The organism is Streptomyces sp. NPDC025793 (assembly GCF_055558375.1).
The window spans coordinates 1-16,239 of record NZ_JBVHMR010000045.1 but is presented as its reverse complement, the minus strand read 5'-3'; the positions used below and the strand labels follow the sequence as shown (position 1 = coordinate 16,239).

Annotated in this window: 17 protein-coding genes and 2 pseudogenes; 10 read left to right on the top strand and 9 right to left on the bottom strand. The window is 69.1% G+C overall.

All coding sequences use genetic code 11. The annotated features are described in order from the left end of the window. Positions 1-170: 170 nt before the first annotated feature. A complete protein-coding gene (locus ACZ4MF_RS41320) occupies positions 171-1,088 on the bottom strand; it encodes a carboxylesterase family protein (RefSeq protein WP_467498497.1) in 918 nt (305 codons plus the stop codon). A 169-nt stretch (positions 1,089-1,257) separates the two neighbouring features. Between ACZ4MF_RS41320 and ACZ4MF_RS41315 the strand changes: the two genes are divergently transcribed. Further along, positions 1,258-2,403, top strand: a complete 1,146-nt coding sequence (locus tag ACZ4MF_RS41315) for a pentapeptide repeat-containing protein (protein ID WP_467498547.1) — start codon at positions 1,258-1,260, stop codon at positions 2,401-2,403. Positions 2,404-2,836: 433 nt separating this feature from the next. Here the strand turns inward: ACZ4MF_RS41315 and ACZ4MF_RS41310 are convergent, their stop codons facing one another. Next, complete coding sequence (locus tag ACZ4MF_RS41310; protein ID WP_467498495.1) at positions 2,837-3,739, bottom strand: LysR family transcriptional regulator; 903 nt, start codon at positions 3,737-3,739, stop codon at positions 2,837-2,839. A gap of 188 nt (positions 3,740-3,927) precedes the next feature. Between ACZ4MF_RS41310 and ACZ4MF_RS41305 the strand changes: the two genes are divergently transcribed. Beyond that, positions 3,928-4,221 (top strand): DUF1330 domain-containing protein, encoded by a 294-nt coding sequence (locus ACZ4MF_RS41305; protein WP_467498493.1) that lies wholly within the window; start codon positions 3,928-3,930, stop codon positions 4,219-4,221. Here ACZ4MF_RS41305 and ACZ4MF_RS41300 read toward each other — a convergent pair. The 3 genes from ACZ4MF_RS41300 to ACZ4MF_RS41290 all read right to left on the bottom strand — a co-directional run bounded on the left by ACZ4MF_RS41300 (position 4,202) and on the right by ACZ4MF_RS41290 (position 5,831). Next, positions 4,202-4,603, bottom strand: a complete 402-nt coding sequence (locus ACZ4MF_RS41300; protein ID WP_467498491.1) for a hypothetical protein — start codon at positions 4,601-4,603, stop codon at positions 4,202-4,204. The genes ACZ4MF_RS41305 and ACZ4MF_RS41300 overlap by 20 nt on opposite strands. A 121-nt stretch (positions 4,604-4,724) precedes the next feature. Then, the gene (locus ACZ4MF_RS41295; RefSeq protein WP_467498545.1) at positions 4,725-4,961 is read right to left on the bottom strand and encodes a contractile injection system tape measure protein; all 237 of its coding nucleotides are present in this window, start codon (positions 4,959-4,961) and stop codon (positions 4,725-4,727) included. Between the two features lie 21 nt (positions 4,962-4,982). Beyond that, positions 4,983-5,831: a tyrosine-type recombinase/integrase gene (locus ACZ4MF_RS41290; RefSeq protein WP_467498489.1), complete on the bottom strand. Its 849-nt coding sequence runs from the start codon at positions 5,829-5,831 to the stop codon at positions 4,983-4,985. Positions 5,832-6,207: 376 nt separating this feature from the next. On the opposite strand from ACZ4MF_RS41290, the pseudogene ACZ4MF_RS41285 reads away from it, so the two are divergent. Next, a pseudogene (locus tag ACZ4MF_RS41285) lies at positions 6,208-6,399 on the top strand (IS982 family transposase); the annotation flags it as partial. 33 nt (positions 6,400-6,432) lie between these two features. Then, positions 6,433-7,410, top strand: a complete 978-nt coding sequence (locus ACZ4MF_RS41280) for an L-threonylcarbamoyladenylate synthase (protein WP_467498487.1) — start codon at positions 6,433-6,435, stop codon at positions 7,408-7,410. Between the two features lie 46 nt (positions 7,411-7,456). Here ACZ4MF_RS41280 and ACZ4MF_RS41275 read toward each other — a convergent pair whose 3' ends face one another. Beyond that, the gene (locus ACZ4MF_RS41275) at positions 7,457-8,098 is read right to left on the bottom strand and encodes a carbonic anhydrase (RefSeq protein WP_467498485.1); all 642 of its coding nucleotides are present in this window, start codon (positions 8,096-8,098) and stop codon (positions 7,457-7,459) included. Positions 8,099-8,296: 198 nt separating this feature from the next. Here ACZ4MF_RS41275 and ACZ4MF_RS41270 point away from each other — a divergent pair, with 198 nt between their 5' ends. Then, positions 8,297-9,556 (top strand): PP2C family protein-serine/threonine phosphatase, encoded by a 1,260-nt coding sequence (locus ACZ4MF_RS41270; RefSeq protein ID WP_467498483.1) that lies wholly within the window; start codon positions 8,297-8,299, stop codon positions 9,554-9,556. A gap of 238 nt (positions 9,557-9,794) precedes the next feature. Here ACZ4MF_RS41270 and ACZ4MF_RS41265 read toward each other — a convergent pair whose 3' ends face one another. After that, a complete protein-coding gene (locus ACZ4MF_RS41265; protein ID WP_467498482.1) occupies positions 9,795-10,454 on the bottom strand; it encodes a maleylpyruvate isomerase N-terminal domain-containing protein in 660 nt (219 codons plus the stop codon). Between the two features lie 607 nt (positions 10,455-11,061). On the opposite strand from ACZ4MF_RS41265, the gene ACZ4MF_RS41260 reads away from it, so the two are divergent. Continuing rightward, complete coding sequence (locus tag ACZ4MF_RS41260; RefSeq protein ID WP_467498480.1) at positions 11,062-12,078, top strand: SMP-30/gluconolactonase/LRE family protein; 1,017 nt, start codon at positions 11,062-11,064, stop codon at positions 12,076-12,078. Positions 12,079-12,436: 358 nt separating this feature from the next. Here ACZ4MF_RS41260 and ACZ4MF_RS41255 read toward each other — a convergent pair whose 3' ends face one another. After that, positions 12,437-13,024 (bottom strand): NADPH-dependent FMN reductase, encoded by a 588-nt coding sequence (locus ACZ4MF_RS41255; protein WP_467498478.1) that lies wholly within the window; start codon positions 13,022-13,024, stop codon positions 12,437-12,439. A gap of 89 nt (positions 13,025-13,113) precedes the next feature. On the opposite strand from ACZ4MF_RS41255, the gene ACZ4MF_RS41250 reads away from it, so the two are divergent. The 3 genes from ACZ4MF_RS41250 to ACZ4MF_RS41240 all read left to right on the top strand — a co-directional run bounded on the left by ACZ4MF_RS41250 (position 13,114) and on the right by ACZ4MF_RS41240 (position 14,971). After that, a complete protein-coding gene (locus ACZ4MF_RS41250; protein ID WP_467498476.1) occupies positions 13,114-13,602 on the top strand; it encodes a MarR family winged helix-turn-helix transcriptional regulator in 489 nt (162 codons plus the stop codon). 101 nt (positions 13,603-13,703) lie between these two features. Beyond that, positions 13,704-14,039, top strand: coding sequence for a helix-turn-helix domain-containing protein (locus ACZ4MF_RS41245; protein WP_467498543.1), 336 nt, complete (start codon positions 13,704-13,706; stop codon positions 14,037-14,039). Between the two features lie 164 nt (positions 14,040-14,203). Then, a complete protein-coding gene (locus ACZ4MF_RS41240) occupies positions 14,204-14,971 on the top strand; it encodes an alpha/beta hydrolase family protein (RefSeq protein WP_467498474.1) in 768 nt (255 codons plus the stop codon). Positions 14,972-15,029: 58 nt separating this feature from the next. Here the strand turns inward: ACZ4MF_RS41240 and ACZ4MF_RS41235 are convergent. Continuing rightward, a pseudogene (locus tag ACZ4MF_RS41235) lies at positions 15,030-15,537 on the bottom strand (transposase); the annotation flags it as partial. A 214-nt stretch (positions 15,538-15,751) separates the two neighbouring features. On the opposite strand from ACZ4MF_RS41235, the gene ACZ4MF_RS41230 reads away from it, so the two are divergent. Beyond that, entirely contained in the window at positions 15,752-15,883 is a 132-nt protein-coding gene (locus tag ACZ4MF_RS41230) for a hypothetical protein (protein WP_467498472.1), read from the top strand. Positions 15,884-16,239: the final 356 nt, after the last annotated feature.

Genomic DNA, 16,239 nt, shown 5'->3' with positions numbered 1-16,239 from the left:
TCTGTCTTGAGCCGCGCACCCGGCTCTCCTAGACCGTCGTGCCGGCGTGCCGAGTCGGCGAACGGTTCTGGGTGGGGTGGCCGGTGTGGTGGCGGGCGGGGCGGGTTTGTGGTGGGTCGCGGGCCAGTTGTGCGGTTGGGTGAGGTCCTCGACGGTGGTTGTCCCGGTGGTCACCCGAGGGCGTTCCAGAACATGCAGTGGTGGCGGGTCTGCGTCGTGTGTGTGGGGACGATGCGGTCGGGTGCCAGGGACTGTGTCGTCTGGCGGGACCAGTGCGGCGGGGACGGGCCGTTGGGGTCGGCGGTTCGGGCGAAGCGGGTCCAGTAGTCGATCATGGTGTTGGCCAGGCGGTGCTGTGCCGCTGTCGGGCTGCGGGGGCGGCCGCCGAGGTCGAACAGGTAGGGCAGTTCGCTCGCGTGTGGTGCGCCTAGGGGGAACGGTGGCGTGCCGGGGGTGAGCGGCGGGGCATGCTGGTCGGCGAACTCGTAGCGCCAGACGGGCACTTGGGGGGCGAGGAGGGTGTCCGTGCGCGCGGTGGGGCAGGCGAGGTCGGCGTCGCCGATGACCGCGCCGAAGGCCGGGCCGCCGTCGGTGGGTTGCACCGGGTATACGCGGACGATCGCCTTAGCTTCCCCCGCGGCGGGGAAGAAGGTGGCTGCGACATCGGGCCAGGTGCCCGGGGGGACGGGGTGACCGGCCCGGATGATCCCGGCGGCCCAGCTGTTGCCCTCGTCGTGGTTGTTGCCGAGGAGTACGGGCACATGGTGAAAGCGACCGGCGGCGATGACCGCCGTGGGGTCACGGGGCAGCAGAGGCGTGGCGTATGCGGGCTGCTGGTCGGTGGTCTGGGCTTTGAGCAGGCGGGCGACGGACACGCGCCGCCGGCAGTGCATGACGTCGTGGGCGGTGTCGCAGCCGACCTTCGCCGTGAGGTCCGCGCCCGCGGTACGCGCCGTGGACAGCGGGACGGAGGACGGGGCGAAGGGTCGGCCGGCGCGGCCGGTGCACGGGCCGCTCTCGATGATCGCCCGGTCGAAGAGACCCGCGGCGGCGGGTGAGGCGAGTTGGGGCGCGAGTTCTTCGAGCAACTCACCGGAGTGTGCGCGCGAGATGCCGGACAGGGCAGGGTGGGAACAGGGCGCACGGGGCCCAGGTAAGCTTCACAACTCACCCAACCCGTACGGCCGTTCTCATGTTACGTGCCAGTGGCACAGCACTCTTGATCGTCTTCTGAGCGGCGCCTCGGCTCCCATGCCCATGGAGATGGGCGAACCAGACCGCGGGCGGCGGGCGTGGCACGACGGGCTGGTCAGGGGTCGTGTGGCCGGGGCGGGGCTGGTCATTCTGGGCACGCTGTTCGTCGTACTGCCGGGGGTGGTGGTCGACCACGATCTCGACGGGGCGAGCGTCGGCGCGCAGGATCGCCTGAAGGCGGTGAACGATGTCCGTACGACGCTTCTGCAGGTGGTCGGCGGCCTGGTCGTGCTCTTCGGCGCGTACGCCACCTGGCGGCAACTGCGGGTGAGTCAGGACGGTTTGCGCGCCACCCAGGAGGGCTACGTCACCGATCGATTCAGCCGGGCCGTCGACCAGCTCGGCAGCGGCAAGCTGGATGTGCGCATCGGCGGGTTGCACGCGCTGTGGCGGATCGCGGAGCAGTCCGCCCGCGACCGGGAGGCCATCATCTCCATCGAGGCCGCGTATCTGCGTACACACCTGCCCTGGCCACCCGCCGGGCCGGAATCACCGGCGGCAGACGTGCCCATCAACGACATCGCACCCCTGGAGACCCGCGCCGCCGACGCCCAAGTGGCGCTGACCGCGCTCGGCGTTCTGTGTCAGCACCGGGAGCAGTCCTGGGTCAATCTCAGCATCACCGACTTGCGCCGGGCCGACTGCGACGGACTGTGGTTCCCCGAGGTCGACTTCGACCGCGCTTGCATGGAGGCGGCGAGCCTGTACCGCGCCGATCTGACCCAGGCGTCCCTGGTCTCGGCCAACCTGCGGCACGCCGACCTCACGACTGCGATTCTCCGCCGGGCTCGCTGCATTCTGGCCGACCTACGGGCCGCGAAGCTGGTCGGAACCGACTTGCGTGACGCCGACTTCACCGAGACCGACCTGCGCGAGGCAAACCTGCGTAAGGCCGACGCCCACGGCGCGGTCTTCCACCGCGCCGACCTCCGCATGGCCGACTTGCGCGGCACCGACTTGAGCACCGCCAACCTTGTCGAAGCACGCCTGACCGGCGCCCCGGCCAGTGAGCACACCCGCTGGCCCGCCGACTTCGACCACACGGCCGCCGGAGTCGTCGACACCGATGACCCCGGACCCGAGCCCTCGCCCCTACTCCAGCCGTCCGGAATGACGTGGCAGGCACCGCCGCTGAGGTCCACTCCCTGACCAGGACGCGCCGGTCAAGACTGCGGCGACCGCGAACCGCCTGACCGACGTCACTCCTCCTCAGCGGCGTCCTGATCGTGCGGAACCCCAAGCCGCCAGGCAGATCCGGGAGCTGATATGGCTCCCAAGGTCGTAAGCATCGGCCGACGTCATGGACGCCGTTGACGGCGGCCATTCCCGCCGGCTACGTGCTTGTCCGGTTCGGCGTCGGCGAAGGCGAGGTCTCCGCCGAGATCTCGGGCTGGGCGAGGACGTCGCCGCGGTGTACGACTCGGACCGGACCCGGGGCCATCGTCGGATGCCGATCCGCCGGCGTAGCGAGGTCGTGTCGGACATTCAGCAAGACCGCCGTCGTCATCACCGCGAAGTCCGCCGGGCGCAAGGTCTTCGGCCTCGCCACCGCAGGCGTCCGTCTCGCTTGACCTCTTGCGCGTCAGTCCGGCAGCCAGTGCAGCTCGTGCGCCAGGGTTTTGGCGACGGCACGGATGCGGCGGTGCAGCGGCGACTGCTCGCGTGGGAGGACCAGGTGGATCGTCAGGCTGGGCGCGCCCCGCAGCGGTCGCCAGGTGAGACCGGCCGGTTGTGCCGTGACCGCGGCTTCTCCGGCCGGGGCGAGGGTGACCCCGTCGCGCAGGTCGCGCTGAGACATGTCGAAAGAGACTGCGGGCGTGTGGAATCGGGGGTGTGGTCGGGTGTCTCGGAACAGTGCGGACAGCTGGTCGTGGATCACGGGGTTGGCCGCACGGTCCGGGAGTCGCAGCGGATACGCGGCCGCGTCGGCGATCTCGATCTCCGGGTGTTCGGCCAGCGGATGGTGCTGCGCCAGCTGGACCCCGACGCGCTGACGCCGCAGCAGGAACCGGCGCACGCCACGGCCCGGCTGTTCACCACGGGTGATCCCGGCATCGATGCGGCCGTCGGCGACGGCGGGGGAGATCTCCGGTGTCGCCATCGGGACCGCGCCGACCTCGAGTCCGCTGTTGCCGCGAATCAGCCCGTCCACCAGGGCCGGTGCCGTCTCGGCCCCGGTGCTGAGGCTGTATCCGATGCGCAGCGTGCCCAGTTCACCGGCTGCCGCGCTCCGGGCGGTGTCCCATGCCCGGTCCAGCGCCGCCAGCGCGGGCGGCGCGGACTCCGCCAAAGCCGCACCGGCCGTGGTCAATACGACGCTACGCGTGTTGCGGACCAGCAGGGCCGTACCGAGTTCCGCCTCCAATCGGCGCATCCGGGCGCTGAGTGCGGGCTGTGCGATACCGATCCGTGCGGCCGCGCGGGTGAAGTTCAACTCCTGTGCCAGCACCAGGAAGTACCGCAGGCTCACCGTATCCGGCGCCACGTGCCCTCCCTGCCGATTGATAACGGTCCGTTCTGAGTCTATCCCGTACCGGTCTTTCCCTCGACCGCACATCAAGCTCTAACCTGCGCATATGTCGAGTCAACTGACGGTGGTACGCGTCGCCGGGATCGATCGATCCGAGTGTCAATCCGAAGTCGGACGTGTCCGGCCGGACACAGGAGGTTTCCATGGCTAAGGGCTACTGGGCCAGCGTCTACCCCGCCACTTCCGACCCTGAGGGGCTGACTGCCTACAACAAGCTGGCGGGTCCGGCTGTCCGGGCTGCGGGCGGGCGGACCCTGTCCCGTGGCGGTCGAGTCGTCGCCCACGAGGCCGGAATCACGCAACGCGTCGTTCTGATCGAGTTCGACAGCTTTGAACAGGCCGTCGCGGCATACGAGAGCGAGGCATACCAGAAGGCGCTGGTGGCCCTCCCCGACGGCTTCGAGCGCGACTTCCGCATCATCGAAGGCATCGACTGACCGGCGGGCCCAGCCATCGCTGAGCATCCGTCACCTGATATGCACACGGTGCTGAACGACGACTCACGAGACGAGTTCGAAGCCATGCGCCGCGTCCCAGTTCGTCGTCGACGTCCTCGACGGCCCGATCCCTGTCGGGCGGATCGAAGAAGCGACGCGACGTCCGGGCCAGCTGGACTGTCTTGCTGACCCAGTCGACGAAAGAGTCCTTGCCGCCGCGGCGTCGCTTCAGCCGTCCAACCGTGATCACCACAGTCGCGGCGGTTCCGCGCACCATGCGGGCATCGCCGACGCGGTACTCGTCGGCACCATCCCCTGCCCATGCGAGCACAGGCGCATCGGGTTCCAGCACGGTGAAGAGAACCAACGAATCAGCAGTCACCCGAACATCCTCCCGGGCCGCTGCTGTCGCGCAGACTCGGGCTCGCTCTCGCACAAACGCCCCAGCCCCGCCCATCGGCGACGGGCGGGGCTGGGCTTGGGGCAGGCCGGAGACCCGGATCTCAGCTCGGGCGGGGCCAGTTGATCGCGATCGGCACCTTGAGCCTGGGGTACTGGATCTGCTCCAGGGGCCACGGCAGGTCGCGAAGGAACACGCCGTCGCCCGGATGAGTAGCAACGCTGACACGGGCGGGCCCGTCGGCGCCGGTGACGAGTTCACCTTGCCGCTGGAGGAACAGCGCCTGGAAGTCCTCCCTGCTCCCCGGTGGCCGAGCTGGCTGATGATCGGATCGAGCCAGGCGTTGACCTTCGCCTTCTGCTCATCGGTCGGCTGGTCGATCACCACCTCTTCGTCCTCCGACAGCCCGCACAGCACCTTGAGGAAGCCGAGACGCCAGTCTCGTCGAGGTAGAGGTGGTGGTCGGGCCGGCCGGGGCGGCGGACGCGCAGGCGGCCGCGGGCCCGGTCGAGGTCGTCCAGGAGCAGGTGCGGGAGGTCTTGGTGGGCCAGGGCGTGGACGGCGACGAGAACAGCACGTCCAAACTGGCCGGGTTGTAGCCGGATGCCATTGGAGCAGGAGGCGCCGTACGTCGCTCAGCCTGTCGGGCATGACACGCCCTCACCTCCTGCAGGATCTCCTCCAAGCCCGCCGCTGAATAGATCTCCGTCGTGGACAGATGAGCGTGGCCGAGAACCCACTGCGCATGTGAGAGCGGAAGCTCAGGGTCGCGCGCCATCCGATTCGACGCCGTATGCCGCAGGTCGTGCAGCGACCAGTTCGACCCCAGCAGGGCATTGGCCCGCAACAACACCGCACGCGCCGCGTGATACGTCAGCGGACGCCACGGCCGACGCAGCATCCACCACAACGGCAACCGCGCTCCGCGAGGAACGCCCAGCTCCCACGCTTTCTGCTGATACAACCGCAACCACAGAAACACATCCGGCGCGGCCGGCAGGTCCTGGTCTTCCCGCGATTCCTTGCGGACCACGCCGATCAGCTGCTGGCCCGGGTCCGCATCCGCCTGGCGTCCCGCCAGCAGTTCCTCAGCCCGGGCGCCGGTGGATACCCAGGCCGCCACCGGCGCCCTGTCCCGATCATGCTTCAACGCCGCGAACAGCGCGTCGAACAGGCCATCGGGGATCCGCCGCGGGATACGGCGCGGCACCCGGGGCCGGTAGCGCCCTGCCGCTCACCCGAGAACGGCTCCAGCGGGTTGTGGTGAGCATGAGCTCGGCCACCACGTCGGGAACGATCCAGCGGGAACGGATTCAGCAGCGGGCCGGTGCCCTCCTCGCGATGGAAATCGTAGAAAGTGCGCAGCACCGTCTCGCAGTGCGCCCGTGTCGGCGCCGCGTACTTCAGGCCCGGCGTCGGCTTACCCATGATCGGGTTCGGTGTCCCTGGCACCGGTGTCACCCGCGGCCCCTGGGGCGGAACTGCCTCATCCGTGGGCAGCCTCGCACGATGCCGCCAATGAAGCCGGACCGGTTTGTCCGTGACCTGCATCCACCGAACGGTACGGCGAACCGATGCTCAAGAAGGTCCGCCAGTTGATCGAGTCGGTCGACGACACCCTCAAGGGCCGACTCGACCTGGAACAACACGGCGGCCGGACCATTGAGGGCGTCGCCATCCGCGTCGCCCAGCGCGTCCTGGCGACGGCAGCCGGGATCTGGCACAACAACAAGACCGGCGCACCAGACGCCCGGCCGCTCATCGCCTTCGACCACTGATCACTTCGGATCTACTCGTCTAGGATTGCGAAGGTGACGGCAAGAACCAGTGACATCGAGAAGGCGGCCCGTGTGCTGCGCGCCGGCCGCCTGGTGGCCCTCCCGACCGAAACCGTCTACGGACTGGGCGCCAACGCCGAGGACCCCGTCGCCGTCGCGCGCATCTTCCAGGTCAAGGGACGTCCGCCCTCCCACCCGCTGATCGTCCACATCGGCGGCGCGGAGCATCTGGACGACTGGGTCAAGGACGTGCCGGCGACGGCGCGCCTGCTGGCCGAACGCTTCTGGCCTGGGCCGCTCACGCTGGTCCTGCGGCGCGGTCGCCGGGTGCCCCTCGAAGCGACGGGCGGCTTGGAGACGGTGGCCGTGCGCGTGCCCGATCACCCCGTCGCCCTCGCGCTGCTGTCGACCTTCGGCGGCGGTGTCACGGCCCCGTCCGCCAACCGCTTCGGCTCGGTGAGCCCCACCACGGCGGACCACGTCCGTGCCGAGCTCGGGGAGGCGGTCGACTTCGTGCTGGACGGTGGTCCCTGCTCGGTCGGCGTCGAGTCGACCATCGTCGACGCCACGGGCGAGATCCCGAGCATCCTGCGTCCCGGCGGGGTGACGCGAGAGGACCTTGAAGCGGTGCTCGGGTGCCCGCTCGCGGTCCCCTCGACCAGCCGTGTCCGCGTGCCGGGCCAGCATCCGTCGCACTACGCGCCGCGTGCGCGAGTCGTCCTCGTCGAGCCCGAGCAGGTCGTCGCCGAAGCGGAGCTCGCGCAGGAGCTGGGGCAGCGGGTTGGGGTATTTCTTCCTCCCGCCTTCGCCGACGCTCCGGTGAAGGCGCACGCCGTGGTGACGGTCCCCGGTTCGCCCGCTGCCTATGCGCGCGGACTGTACGGGTTCCTGCGCGAACTCGACCAGCAGGGGTGCGACCTCATCGTCGCCTCCTTGCCGGTGGAGGACGGGCTGGGACTGGCGATCGCCAACCGGCTCCGCCGCGCCGCGGGGCCCCGGACCTCCGCGTGACCAGCATCGGATTGGTGGCGTGCCCGAGCAGCCACGGCCGTGGCGGTCAGGACGCGGCGGGCACCGCCACATCGAGGCCACGGGCCGCGACGAGCTGCGCGCTGCCGTCGGCCAGGCGGTAGCACAGGCCCACCACGGCCGCCTGCCCGGCGGCGACCTTCTCGGCGAGCACCCGGGAGCGGTCCAGCAGCAGGTCGACGGTGTGCCTTATGTGCTCGGCGAGGATCTCCTCGGGCTCGACCTTTCCGGCGGCCCGCGCCGCCAGCACGCTGGGCGTCACCCGCTCGACGACGTCCCGGACGTACCCGGCCGGTGTCATGCCGTCCTCCAGCGCGGCGCACGCCGCGCCGACCGCGCCGCACGAGTCGTGTCCGAGGACCACGACCAGCGGGCAGCCCAGCACGTCTACGCCGTATTCGATGCTGCCCAGTACCTCCGGTCCCATGACGTGGCCGGCGGTGCGCACCACGAACAAGTCGCCCAGGCCGCGGTCGAAGATGATCTCGGCGGCCAGCCGGGAGTCGGAACAGCCGAACAGCACGGCGAAGGGCTGCTGGGACGGTGCGATCTCGGTGCGGCGGGTGGCGTCCTGGTTCGGGTGCTCAGGGGTGCCCGCGACGAAGCGCTGGTTACCGGCCAGCAGCAGCTCGAAGGCGTCGCGGGTCGTCGGGCTCTGGATCTGGGTCATGGCTGCAGCCTACGAGTCGGCGCCGGGCGACACATCGCTTGGCCATGCGGAGGCCTCTTCCCGGGACGCGGTCGTACTCCATCCCACGACACCGGCCGCGAGGCAGCGGTACAACCCGCTGCTCACGAGCGAGGCCCGGCGGGCGCGGGAGCTGGACTTCCGTAAGATTGAAGAGGGAGCCGCTGGCAGGGAATGCGTGTGACACCGGAGATTGATTACCCGGGGGTGTTCGCCGCCCTTCCGAGCCCGTGCCTGGTGCTGGGCACGGACCTGGCGATCGCCGCTGCCAACTGGGCCTTCTGCGAGGTGACCGGACGGAGCCGGGTCGAGCTGCTCGGGCAGTACCTTTTCGATGTCTTCCCGGACAACCCCGCCGACCCGGAGGCTGACGGGGTGTGCACGCTGAAAGCCTCACTGCACCGTGTCCTGTCCTCTGGCCAGACCGATCACATGGCGTTGCAGAAGTACGACATCCCGGTCCAGGGCAATCCCGAGGTGTTCAAGGAGCGGTGGTGGACCGCGATCAACGTGCCAGTCCTTGGCACGGACGGAAAGGTCGCCTGGATCATCCACCGGTCCGAGGACATGACCGACGTCGTCCGTGCCCACCGTACCGCGCACCCGCCGTCGATCAGCCCCGGCCGGGAGGCGGCCATGGAGGCCGAGCTGTACGCCCGGGCGCGGCAGCTGCAGCAGCTGAACGAGGAACTGCGGCAGGCCCACGCCCGTGAACGGCGCATCGCCGTCGCCCTCCAAGAAGCCATGCTCCATTCCCCGGACCTGGCCCGGCACCCGAATATCGCCGTGCGCTACCTGCCCGCGACCGGATCACTGAACGTGTGCGGCGACTGGTACGACGCGGTCGACCTGCCCGCGGACCGCTTCACCGTCACGGTCGGCGACGTGGTCGGCCACGGGCTGATGGCCGCCACGATCATGGGCAGGCTCCGCAGCGCACTGAGCGCCGCCACCCGCGCCGTCCACGGCCCCGCCCAAGCCCTGGAGGTCCTGGGACTGTACGCCCGCTCGGTCGAAGGAGCACTGGCCGCCACCGCCGTCCAGGTCCTCGTCGACTGCCACAGCCACCTGCTCATCTACAGCAGCGCCGGCCACCCCCCGCCCGTCCTGCTGCACACGGACGGCTCCTGCGAGCTGCTCGACCAGGCCACCGACCCACCATTGGGCGCCCGCCCCGAACACGTCCCCCGCCCCCAGGCCAACGCGACCTACACTCCCGGCGACACCCTCGTCCTCTACACCGACGGCCTGATCGAACGCCGCGGTGAGGACATCGACGCCGGCCTGACCCGCCTGACCTCCACTCTCGCCACCTGCGCCGAATTCGGCGCGGAACACCTCGCCGACGCCCTCCTCGCCCGCCTGGGCCTCGCCAGCGGCGCAGGCGACGACATCGCCATCGTCGTCGTCCGCCTGGACCGAACGACCCGACCGTACTGATCAGGCCCAGGTCAGCCATGGGGGAAGGCGGCAAGCTTGGTGCGGTCGCATGGCGGCTCCGGCAGTCCGCCCCGTCAACACAGCCGAGAGCGGCATGGCTTTGTCACGATTCCCGTTATGGAGCAGTTGCCGATCCCCTGCCCCGCTCACCGCAGCCCGGACGCCACCGGCACCGACGCTCTCCACGCCGCGTACCGGCAGGCCATGGCGCAGCACGCCGCTGATCGCCTGCGGCGAGTCATATCGCGTTGATCGCCGCGGGCGCTCGCTCCAATCGGGCCAATGCTCTCAGCAACGCGCCTTGGCCATGCCGTCGGGCAGCGAGACGAGCCAACAGCACAAGCACCAGATCGAAAGCTTCCTCCGGGAGCTCTTGGACGGCCAGCCCCACGCTGACAGCGAGATCGTCCATATGCACGGCGAGCTCCAACATCCGGGTGACCAGAAAATCATCGAGACGCAACGCCCATCCCGTCTGCGGCATGAACACGGGCTGGTCGCCTGCACACTCCGCGAGCTTGGTCCGCTGCTCGACGAACGAGGTACGGGCAAGCTCTGCCAACCACAACGACCCCTGGGACGCGATTCCCTCCCCCTTCGCCCGGATGCCGGCGTTGACCTCCCCGTCGAGAGGCGTATCGATCCAGGCAGCTCGGGCGTAGTGTTCCAGCAGAGGGATCGGCACCTCTTGGGCAGGGGCCTCCTGCAGGGCCGAGTTGACGCCGACTTGCAGGGCAGAGCCGACACTTAAGATCTGATAGGCGAGATGTCCGGCCAAGCCGCCGACGGTCATCTTGGCCAACGCACTGGGCTGCTCCCACGCCGTGGCAACCTCCGACGCCTCCAACAGTGCTACTGCCTGCCCCGCGGCGCCCAGGTAGGCCTCTGCAACGCTCATCCAGTCCTCCGTGATCGAAAATCCCCGACATTTTTTAGTTCAGTCAACAGGACGTCGACGACGAGCGGGCCCGGTTCGCTCACATGCGTGTCGTGGATCGGGTCCATGCACGGCACTACGACCCGGCATCCAGGGGAAGTTCTGCCCGTACGGTGTCTTCACCCGGCCGAGGGGAGGGCGATCAGGGGATGTCGCCATCCCGGTCCCAGCAGGCCGGGTTGCCCGGGCGCGGGTCGTACAGCGCCCGGCCGCCGGAACCGAACTGCCCAGGCTCGGTCCATGGAAGACGTCGGTGTCGATCTCGCCCGGCGTCCAGCCGGTGATGTCGAGCAGCACCTGCTCGATGAGCCGGAGCGGTCGAGCGGACGCAGGAGCTGGCAGGTGGAGACGCGCCAGTGGTCAAGGCTGTCGCGGCTGTTACCGGCTGAACCCCCTGTCCCGGTCCCGTGGGCAGTCAGCTCGGCCAGGCGGCCGGGCATCTTGCGAGAATCGGCCCGTCGAGGGTTCCCGGGTAACCGTAGGCGCCGTTGGCCCGATTTCCCCAGATGCGTTCCGGCGGTTTCCCGCAATCTGCCAGCGCTTGCGAACGCTGGCCCATACTGGCGCCGTGACTGTGACCCGCCGCCTCATCTCGCCTCGCCGCTGGACCCCGCCCCCGGCCCCTGACGACGCAGGGCGCAGCCCTGTCACGGGCCGCTTCTCCATCGCCCGCCGACTCGCGAGCGGCGGCCATGGTCCCGAAGACGTGATCTTCGACCGGCAGGGCCGCGTACTCGCCGGTCTCGGCGACGGCAGCGTCATTCGCCTCGACCTCGCCAGCGGCGCACGCACAGTGCTGGGCAACACCGGCGGCCGGCCTCTGGGACTCCAACTGTCCGGCGACGGCAGCGTCCTGGTGTGCGACCACGACCGCGGACTGCTGCGCATGGGGGCCGACGGATCGGTCGACGTCCTCGTCGACACCGTCGCCGGTAAGCCGCTCACCTTCGCCAGCAATGCGGTCGAGAGCCGGGACGGAACCGTCTGGTTCACCGTCTCCACCCGTCGCTGGGACCTTGAACACCATCTCGGCGACATCGTCGAACACTCCTGCACAGGCATGCTCGTCCGACGCGACCCCGACAACACCGTCACCGTTCTGCGCGACAGTCTCAAGTTCGCCAACGGCCTCGTGCTCGCCCCGGACGAGTCCTACCTGCTCGTGGCCGAGACCGCCGGCTATCGGGTGAGCCGCTACTGGCTCACCGGCCCGAAGGCCGACACCGTCGAACCATTCGCCGAGAACCTCGCCGGCACGCCCGACAACATGAGTCTGGGCAGCGACGGACTCGTGTGGGTGGCGATCGCCGCGCCCCGCAACGCACTCCTCGACACGCTGCTCCCCCTGCCGGGATTCCTGCGGATCCTGCTGTGGAACCTGCCCGAGGCCGTACGCCCCAAGCCCACCCCCCTCGCCTGGGTCATGGCCTTCGACCTCTCCGGCCGCCTTGTCCACGACCTACGCACGGACGAAGTCGACTACGGCTTCGTAACCAGCGTCGCCGAGCATCGCGGAACGGTGATCGCCGGCAGCCTCCACGAGGACGACATCGTCATGCTCACCCACACCGACGCGAGTCGCTGACCACACCAGAGACCAGTGCGAAGAGCACTCCCTCCACCGGCTTCCCCCTGGCAGTGCGCCCTCGCCTACCAGCGCTCCCTCCATCCGGCGGGACTCGCCAACTGAGCCGCTCATGAAGCCCGCTGCCGAAGTTCACCACGGATCCGGCCCGGAGCGCGGTCTTGGTGGAGTCCGCCGCCGGGACCTTGACCAGGTCGGCGGCCGGGTCTGGACCGTCGGCCATGGTCCGTAGTGTTCCGGCAGGTTGCGCCGCGGACGGCCGGGTCCGTCGGCGGCCGGCGGTAGGGGCTGCAGCGCCTGCCGTGCAGCATCCGTCAGCCCGCCACGTCCTGTCACGTGATCGGCCACGAACTTGGCCTCATGCAGCCGTGGCCGTCTGTGTCTTGGCCTGGCGCACCCCGCGCAGCGCGCCGGACCAGGCGATCACCTGATCGAGCATGCCGCCCAGGGCAGTGTCGAGGCCCTCCTGGGGGGCGAAGGTGCCGGTGTGGAACGAGGGGTGTGTCGAGATGGTGGGCTGGGCGCGGACCGTGGCCACCTGGAGTTCGGCGAGGACGAGCCGCAGCGCTTCGGCGGCCCGGGCCCCGGCGACCCAGCCGCCGTAGCTGATGATGCCTGCGGCCTTGTCGTTCCACTCCCGGTAGACGTAGTCCAGGGCGTTCTTCAGGGCTCCGGGATAGGAATGGTTGTACTCGGGGACGAGGAACACGTAGCCGTCGAAGCTGTCGATGAGGGCGCCCCAGGCGCGGGTGTGGTCGTGCTGGTACTCCTGGAGGTTCGGGTTGCCGGGCTCATCGAGGTTGCCGAGGTTGTGGTCAGCGAGGTCGATGAGTTCGTAGACGGCGCCGCCGTGGGCACGGGCGGCCTCCAGTGCCCAGGCGGCGATCTGGTCACCGCGACGTCCGGGGCGGGTGCTTCCGAGGATGAGTGCGATGCGAAGTGTCATGGTCTCCCCTTCCGGAAGAGTTGATACGTCAACTCTAGTTTGGAGAGTGTTGATGTGACAACTCTGCTGGTCGCGGTATCCTCGGCGATATGAAGGAGACTCGATCGCTGGAACCCGAGGAGTGGGAGTTCTGGGATACCTGGATGCGGGCGCAGCGCCTGCTCACCAGGGAGCTGGAGCGTCGTCTGCAGCGTGACTGCGACATCTCGAAGGCCGAGTTCAGCGTGCTGGTGACACTGTGGCAGGCAGCCGGCCGCGAGATGCGTGTAGGCGAGCTCTCCGAGTCGCTCGACTGGGACAAGAGCCGCGTCTCACATCAGCTGACGCGCATGGAAAAACGCGGTTTCGTCAATCGCACCCGGTACGGAGCCGATGGTCGCCGCGCGGGGATCGGGCTGACCACCGAGGGCCGCCGCGCCGCCCAGAACGCCATCCTCGTGCACGGCGGCAACATCCGCCGCCACTTCCTCGACTCACTAACGCCCGAGCAGACATCAGTCATCCGGGCATGGAGCAAGCAAGCAGCCGAACGCCTCGAGTCCCACCGCAGCGAGACAGCCAGCGACGGCGCGTCCTAGATGTATTGATCACGAGCGTTGTCAACAGGGCCGAGGTCTTGATCACGGCGAAGACCTTCGGTGTGGTGGAGGTGCCTAAGCTGCACCGCACGCAGGTCTTCGTGTCCCACCGTAATGCCCGTCTGACCGTTCACGGCAGACGGATCCTGGTCGAACGCGTCCTGTCCGGCCGTCCCGTCGCTCATGTGGCGGCCGAGATGGGCATATCGCGGCCCACCGCGCACAAGTGGATCCACCGCTGGCGGGCCTCCTCGACCTTGCTTCACCCAGACCAAGGCCGACTGGGCGCGGGAGGCCATGCGGAGCCAATGATCGGAGTGTCCTCGCAGCGCGGGGACGGGAGCAATCTTCCCGAACTCCGCGGGTGCGGTGGAGTCAGCCGATCAGGGCGTTTCTGGAGTCCTGATGACCCACCAGGAAAAGGGTTGAAGGGATGATCACCGGGCTGGTAGCTTTCAGTCGCCCGTGACACCGCCCCAGGAGGTGAGACCCATGAACGCTGTATCGACGTGGGTGCTCCACCTTCCCGTCACGGTCGGCAATTGACGTAGATGTCGCCGGGAGCGCCTCGCCAACAAGGCACTCCCGAAGGGCAACACCTATGCACTCTCTGCAGTTCACCGCCGAGTTGCCGTCGAGCGGCATGCTCGAACGCGACTTCACCGTGGGCGACGTCCCCGGCGTCCTCTGGTCGCCGACCTCCGACGCGGCCGATCGCGCGCCCCTGGTTCTGATGGCCCACGGCGGCGGCAACCACAAGAAGCACCCGGCGATGTCCGGCCGCGCCCGACTCCTCGTGACCGGCTGCGGCTTCCACGTCGCCGTCATCGACGCGCCCGGTCACGGCGACCGGCCGCGCACGGCACACGACGAGGCGGAAATCGCCGAGCTGTTCCGGGCGAGGGCGGCGGGCGAACCGGAAGGCCCGATCGTCGTGCGCTACAACGACTACTTGGCGGAGCTCGCCGTACCCGAGTACCAGGCGACCCTGGACGCCCTTCAGGAGCTCCCGGAAATCGGCCCCAACGGGCAGGTCGGCTTCTGGGGCATCAACATGGGCACCGCGATTGGCATACCGTTCGTGGCGATCGAACCCAGGATCACGGCCGCGGTCTTCGGTCAGCACTGGCCCGACGTCCTGGCCGAGAAGGCGAAGCAGATCACCATCCCGATCGAGTTCGACATGCAGTGGGACGACGAGCACATCTCGCGCCAGGAGGGTCTCGCGCTATTCGACGCCTTTGCCTCGAAGGAGAAGTCGTTGCACGTGAACTCAGGCAAGCACAAGGAATTGCCCCGGTTCGAGGCCGACAGCGCGGTCCGGTTCTTCGCCCGGCACCTCGGCCGACCGATTACCTCGCCGGCCTGACGTGCGCGGTGGCGGCGTCCGGCTTGCCAGCCAGGCGCCGCGACCACGGCCCCGGGTTGAGGCTGCGCATCCAGATGATGGATCCATGTAGTTGGTGCCCCGCCGCGTAGCTCGCGGGCGTCTTGTCGTGGCGCTGGCCGTGACCCGCCATGCCCGGATCTTGTTGATGCAGCGTTCCACCGTGTTGCGCTCCTTGTACTGCTCAGCGCCATGGACCACCAGTCGACCGCCATCCTGGCACACTTCTTGCGATTCGCAGCCTGATCGGCTTTCTCCTGGATGACCGCCTTGATCTCACGTCTGCGCAGGTAGGCGCGGTTCGCCCGCGAGGACTACGCCTTATCGGCAGCCACCGCGTCCGGTCTGGTGCACGGACGGCCCACCGGTCCGCGCACCTTGGCCTTCTCCAACACCGCGACGAACCGGGGACTGCCGGCGGCCTGCCCAGGCGTGAGCACGACCGCCAGCGGGCGGCATCCACGGTCTGCCGCGAGACGGACCTTGCTGCTCAGCCCACCGCGCGAGCCGCCCATCGCCGCCGCCTTGAGCCGGGCCCCGCGGCGCCGAGATCCGCCTTCTGCCGGCCTGGCTGCTCGAACGCCGGGTCGAGGTAGTGGTGCTCAAGGCCACCTCGGACTACTGGCGCCATCTCTACTGCACCCTGCAGCCGCATCTGAACCTGACGCTGGTCAACCCGGCCCACCTCAAGGGCATCCGCGGGCACATGAGCGATCCCAGCGACGCCGCGTTGCTGGCCGGGCCGGCGCCTCGGGCATGGTCATGGGCTCCTTCGTGTCCGAGCGGGAGATCCGCGAGCTGCGCGGCCTGACCCTCCGATGCACCGAACTGGCCACCGCCTGCGGGCAGGAGGCCCAGCGCCTGGAGAAGGAACTGAGGAGGACACCGGGATGAAGCTTTCCTCGGTGCTCTCCGACATCACCCGGCCGACGGCCGGGCCATTCTGGGCGCGCTCATCAACGGTGAGCGCGATCCCGGGGCACGTGCCGAACTCGCCGTCCGCCGGGCCCGCAGCAAGGTCCCGGCGCTGATCGAGGCCCTGGACGGGCAGTTCACCGACCACCACGCCATGTGCCGCCACCACCTGGAGGAGATCGACCACCTCACCTCCGCGGCCGACCGGATCGACGCCCGGATCACCGCGCTCCTCGCCCGCCTAGTACTGCAACCGCATCTGGGGTGACGATCAACGTCGCCTGTCGTTGATGTGACTGTGTGCTGATGTGCTGACGGTCGAGCAAATTGAGTCG

Bases quoted from the DNA above. Each gene is read 5' to 3' on its own strand.
- ACZ4MF_RS41255 (WP_467498478.1), bottom strand. From the start codon at position 13,024: ATGACACTTCGCATCGCACTCATCCTCGGAAGCACCCGCCCCGGACGT.
- ACZ4MF_RS41265 (WP_467498482.1), bottom strand. From the start codon at position 10,454: ATGAGCGTTGCAGAGGCCTACCTGGGCGCCGCGGGGCAGGCAGTAGCA.
- ACZ4MF_RS41305 (WP_467498493.1), top strand. From the start codon at position 3,928: ATGGCTAAGGGCTACTGGGCCAGCGTCTACCCCGCCACTTCCGACCCT.
- ACZ4MF_RS41240 (WP_467498474.1), top strand. From the start codon at position 14,204: ATGCACTCTCTGCAGTTCACCGCCGAGTTGCCGTCGAGCGGCATGCTC.
- ACZ4MF_RS41230 (WP_467498472.1), top strand. From the start codon at position 15,752: ATGGGCTCCTTCGTGTCCGAGCGGGAGATCCGCGAGCTGCGCGGCCTG.
- ACZ4MF_RS41250 (WP_467498476.1), top strand. From the start codon at position 13,114: ATGAAGGAGACTCGATCGCTGGAACCCGAGGAGTGGGAGTTCTGGGAT.
- ACZ4MF_RS41275 (WP_467498485.1), bottom strand. From the start codon at position 8,098: ATGACCCAGATCCAGAGCCCGACGACCCGCGACGCCTTCGAGCTGCTG.
- ACZ4MF_RS41315 (WP_467498547.1), top strand. From the start codon at position 1,258: ATGGAGATGGGCGAACCAGACCGCGGGCGGCGGGCGTGGCACGACGGG.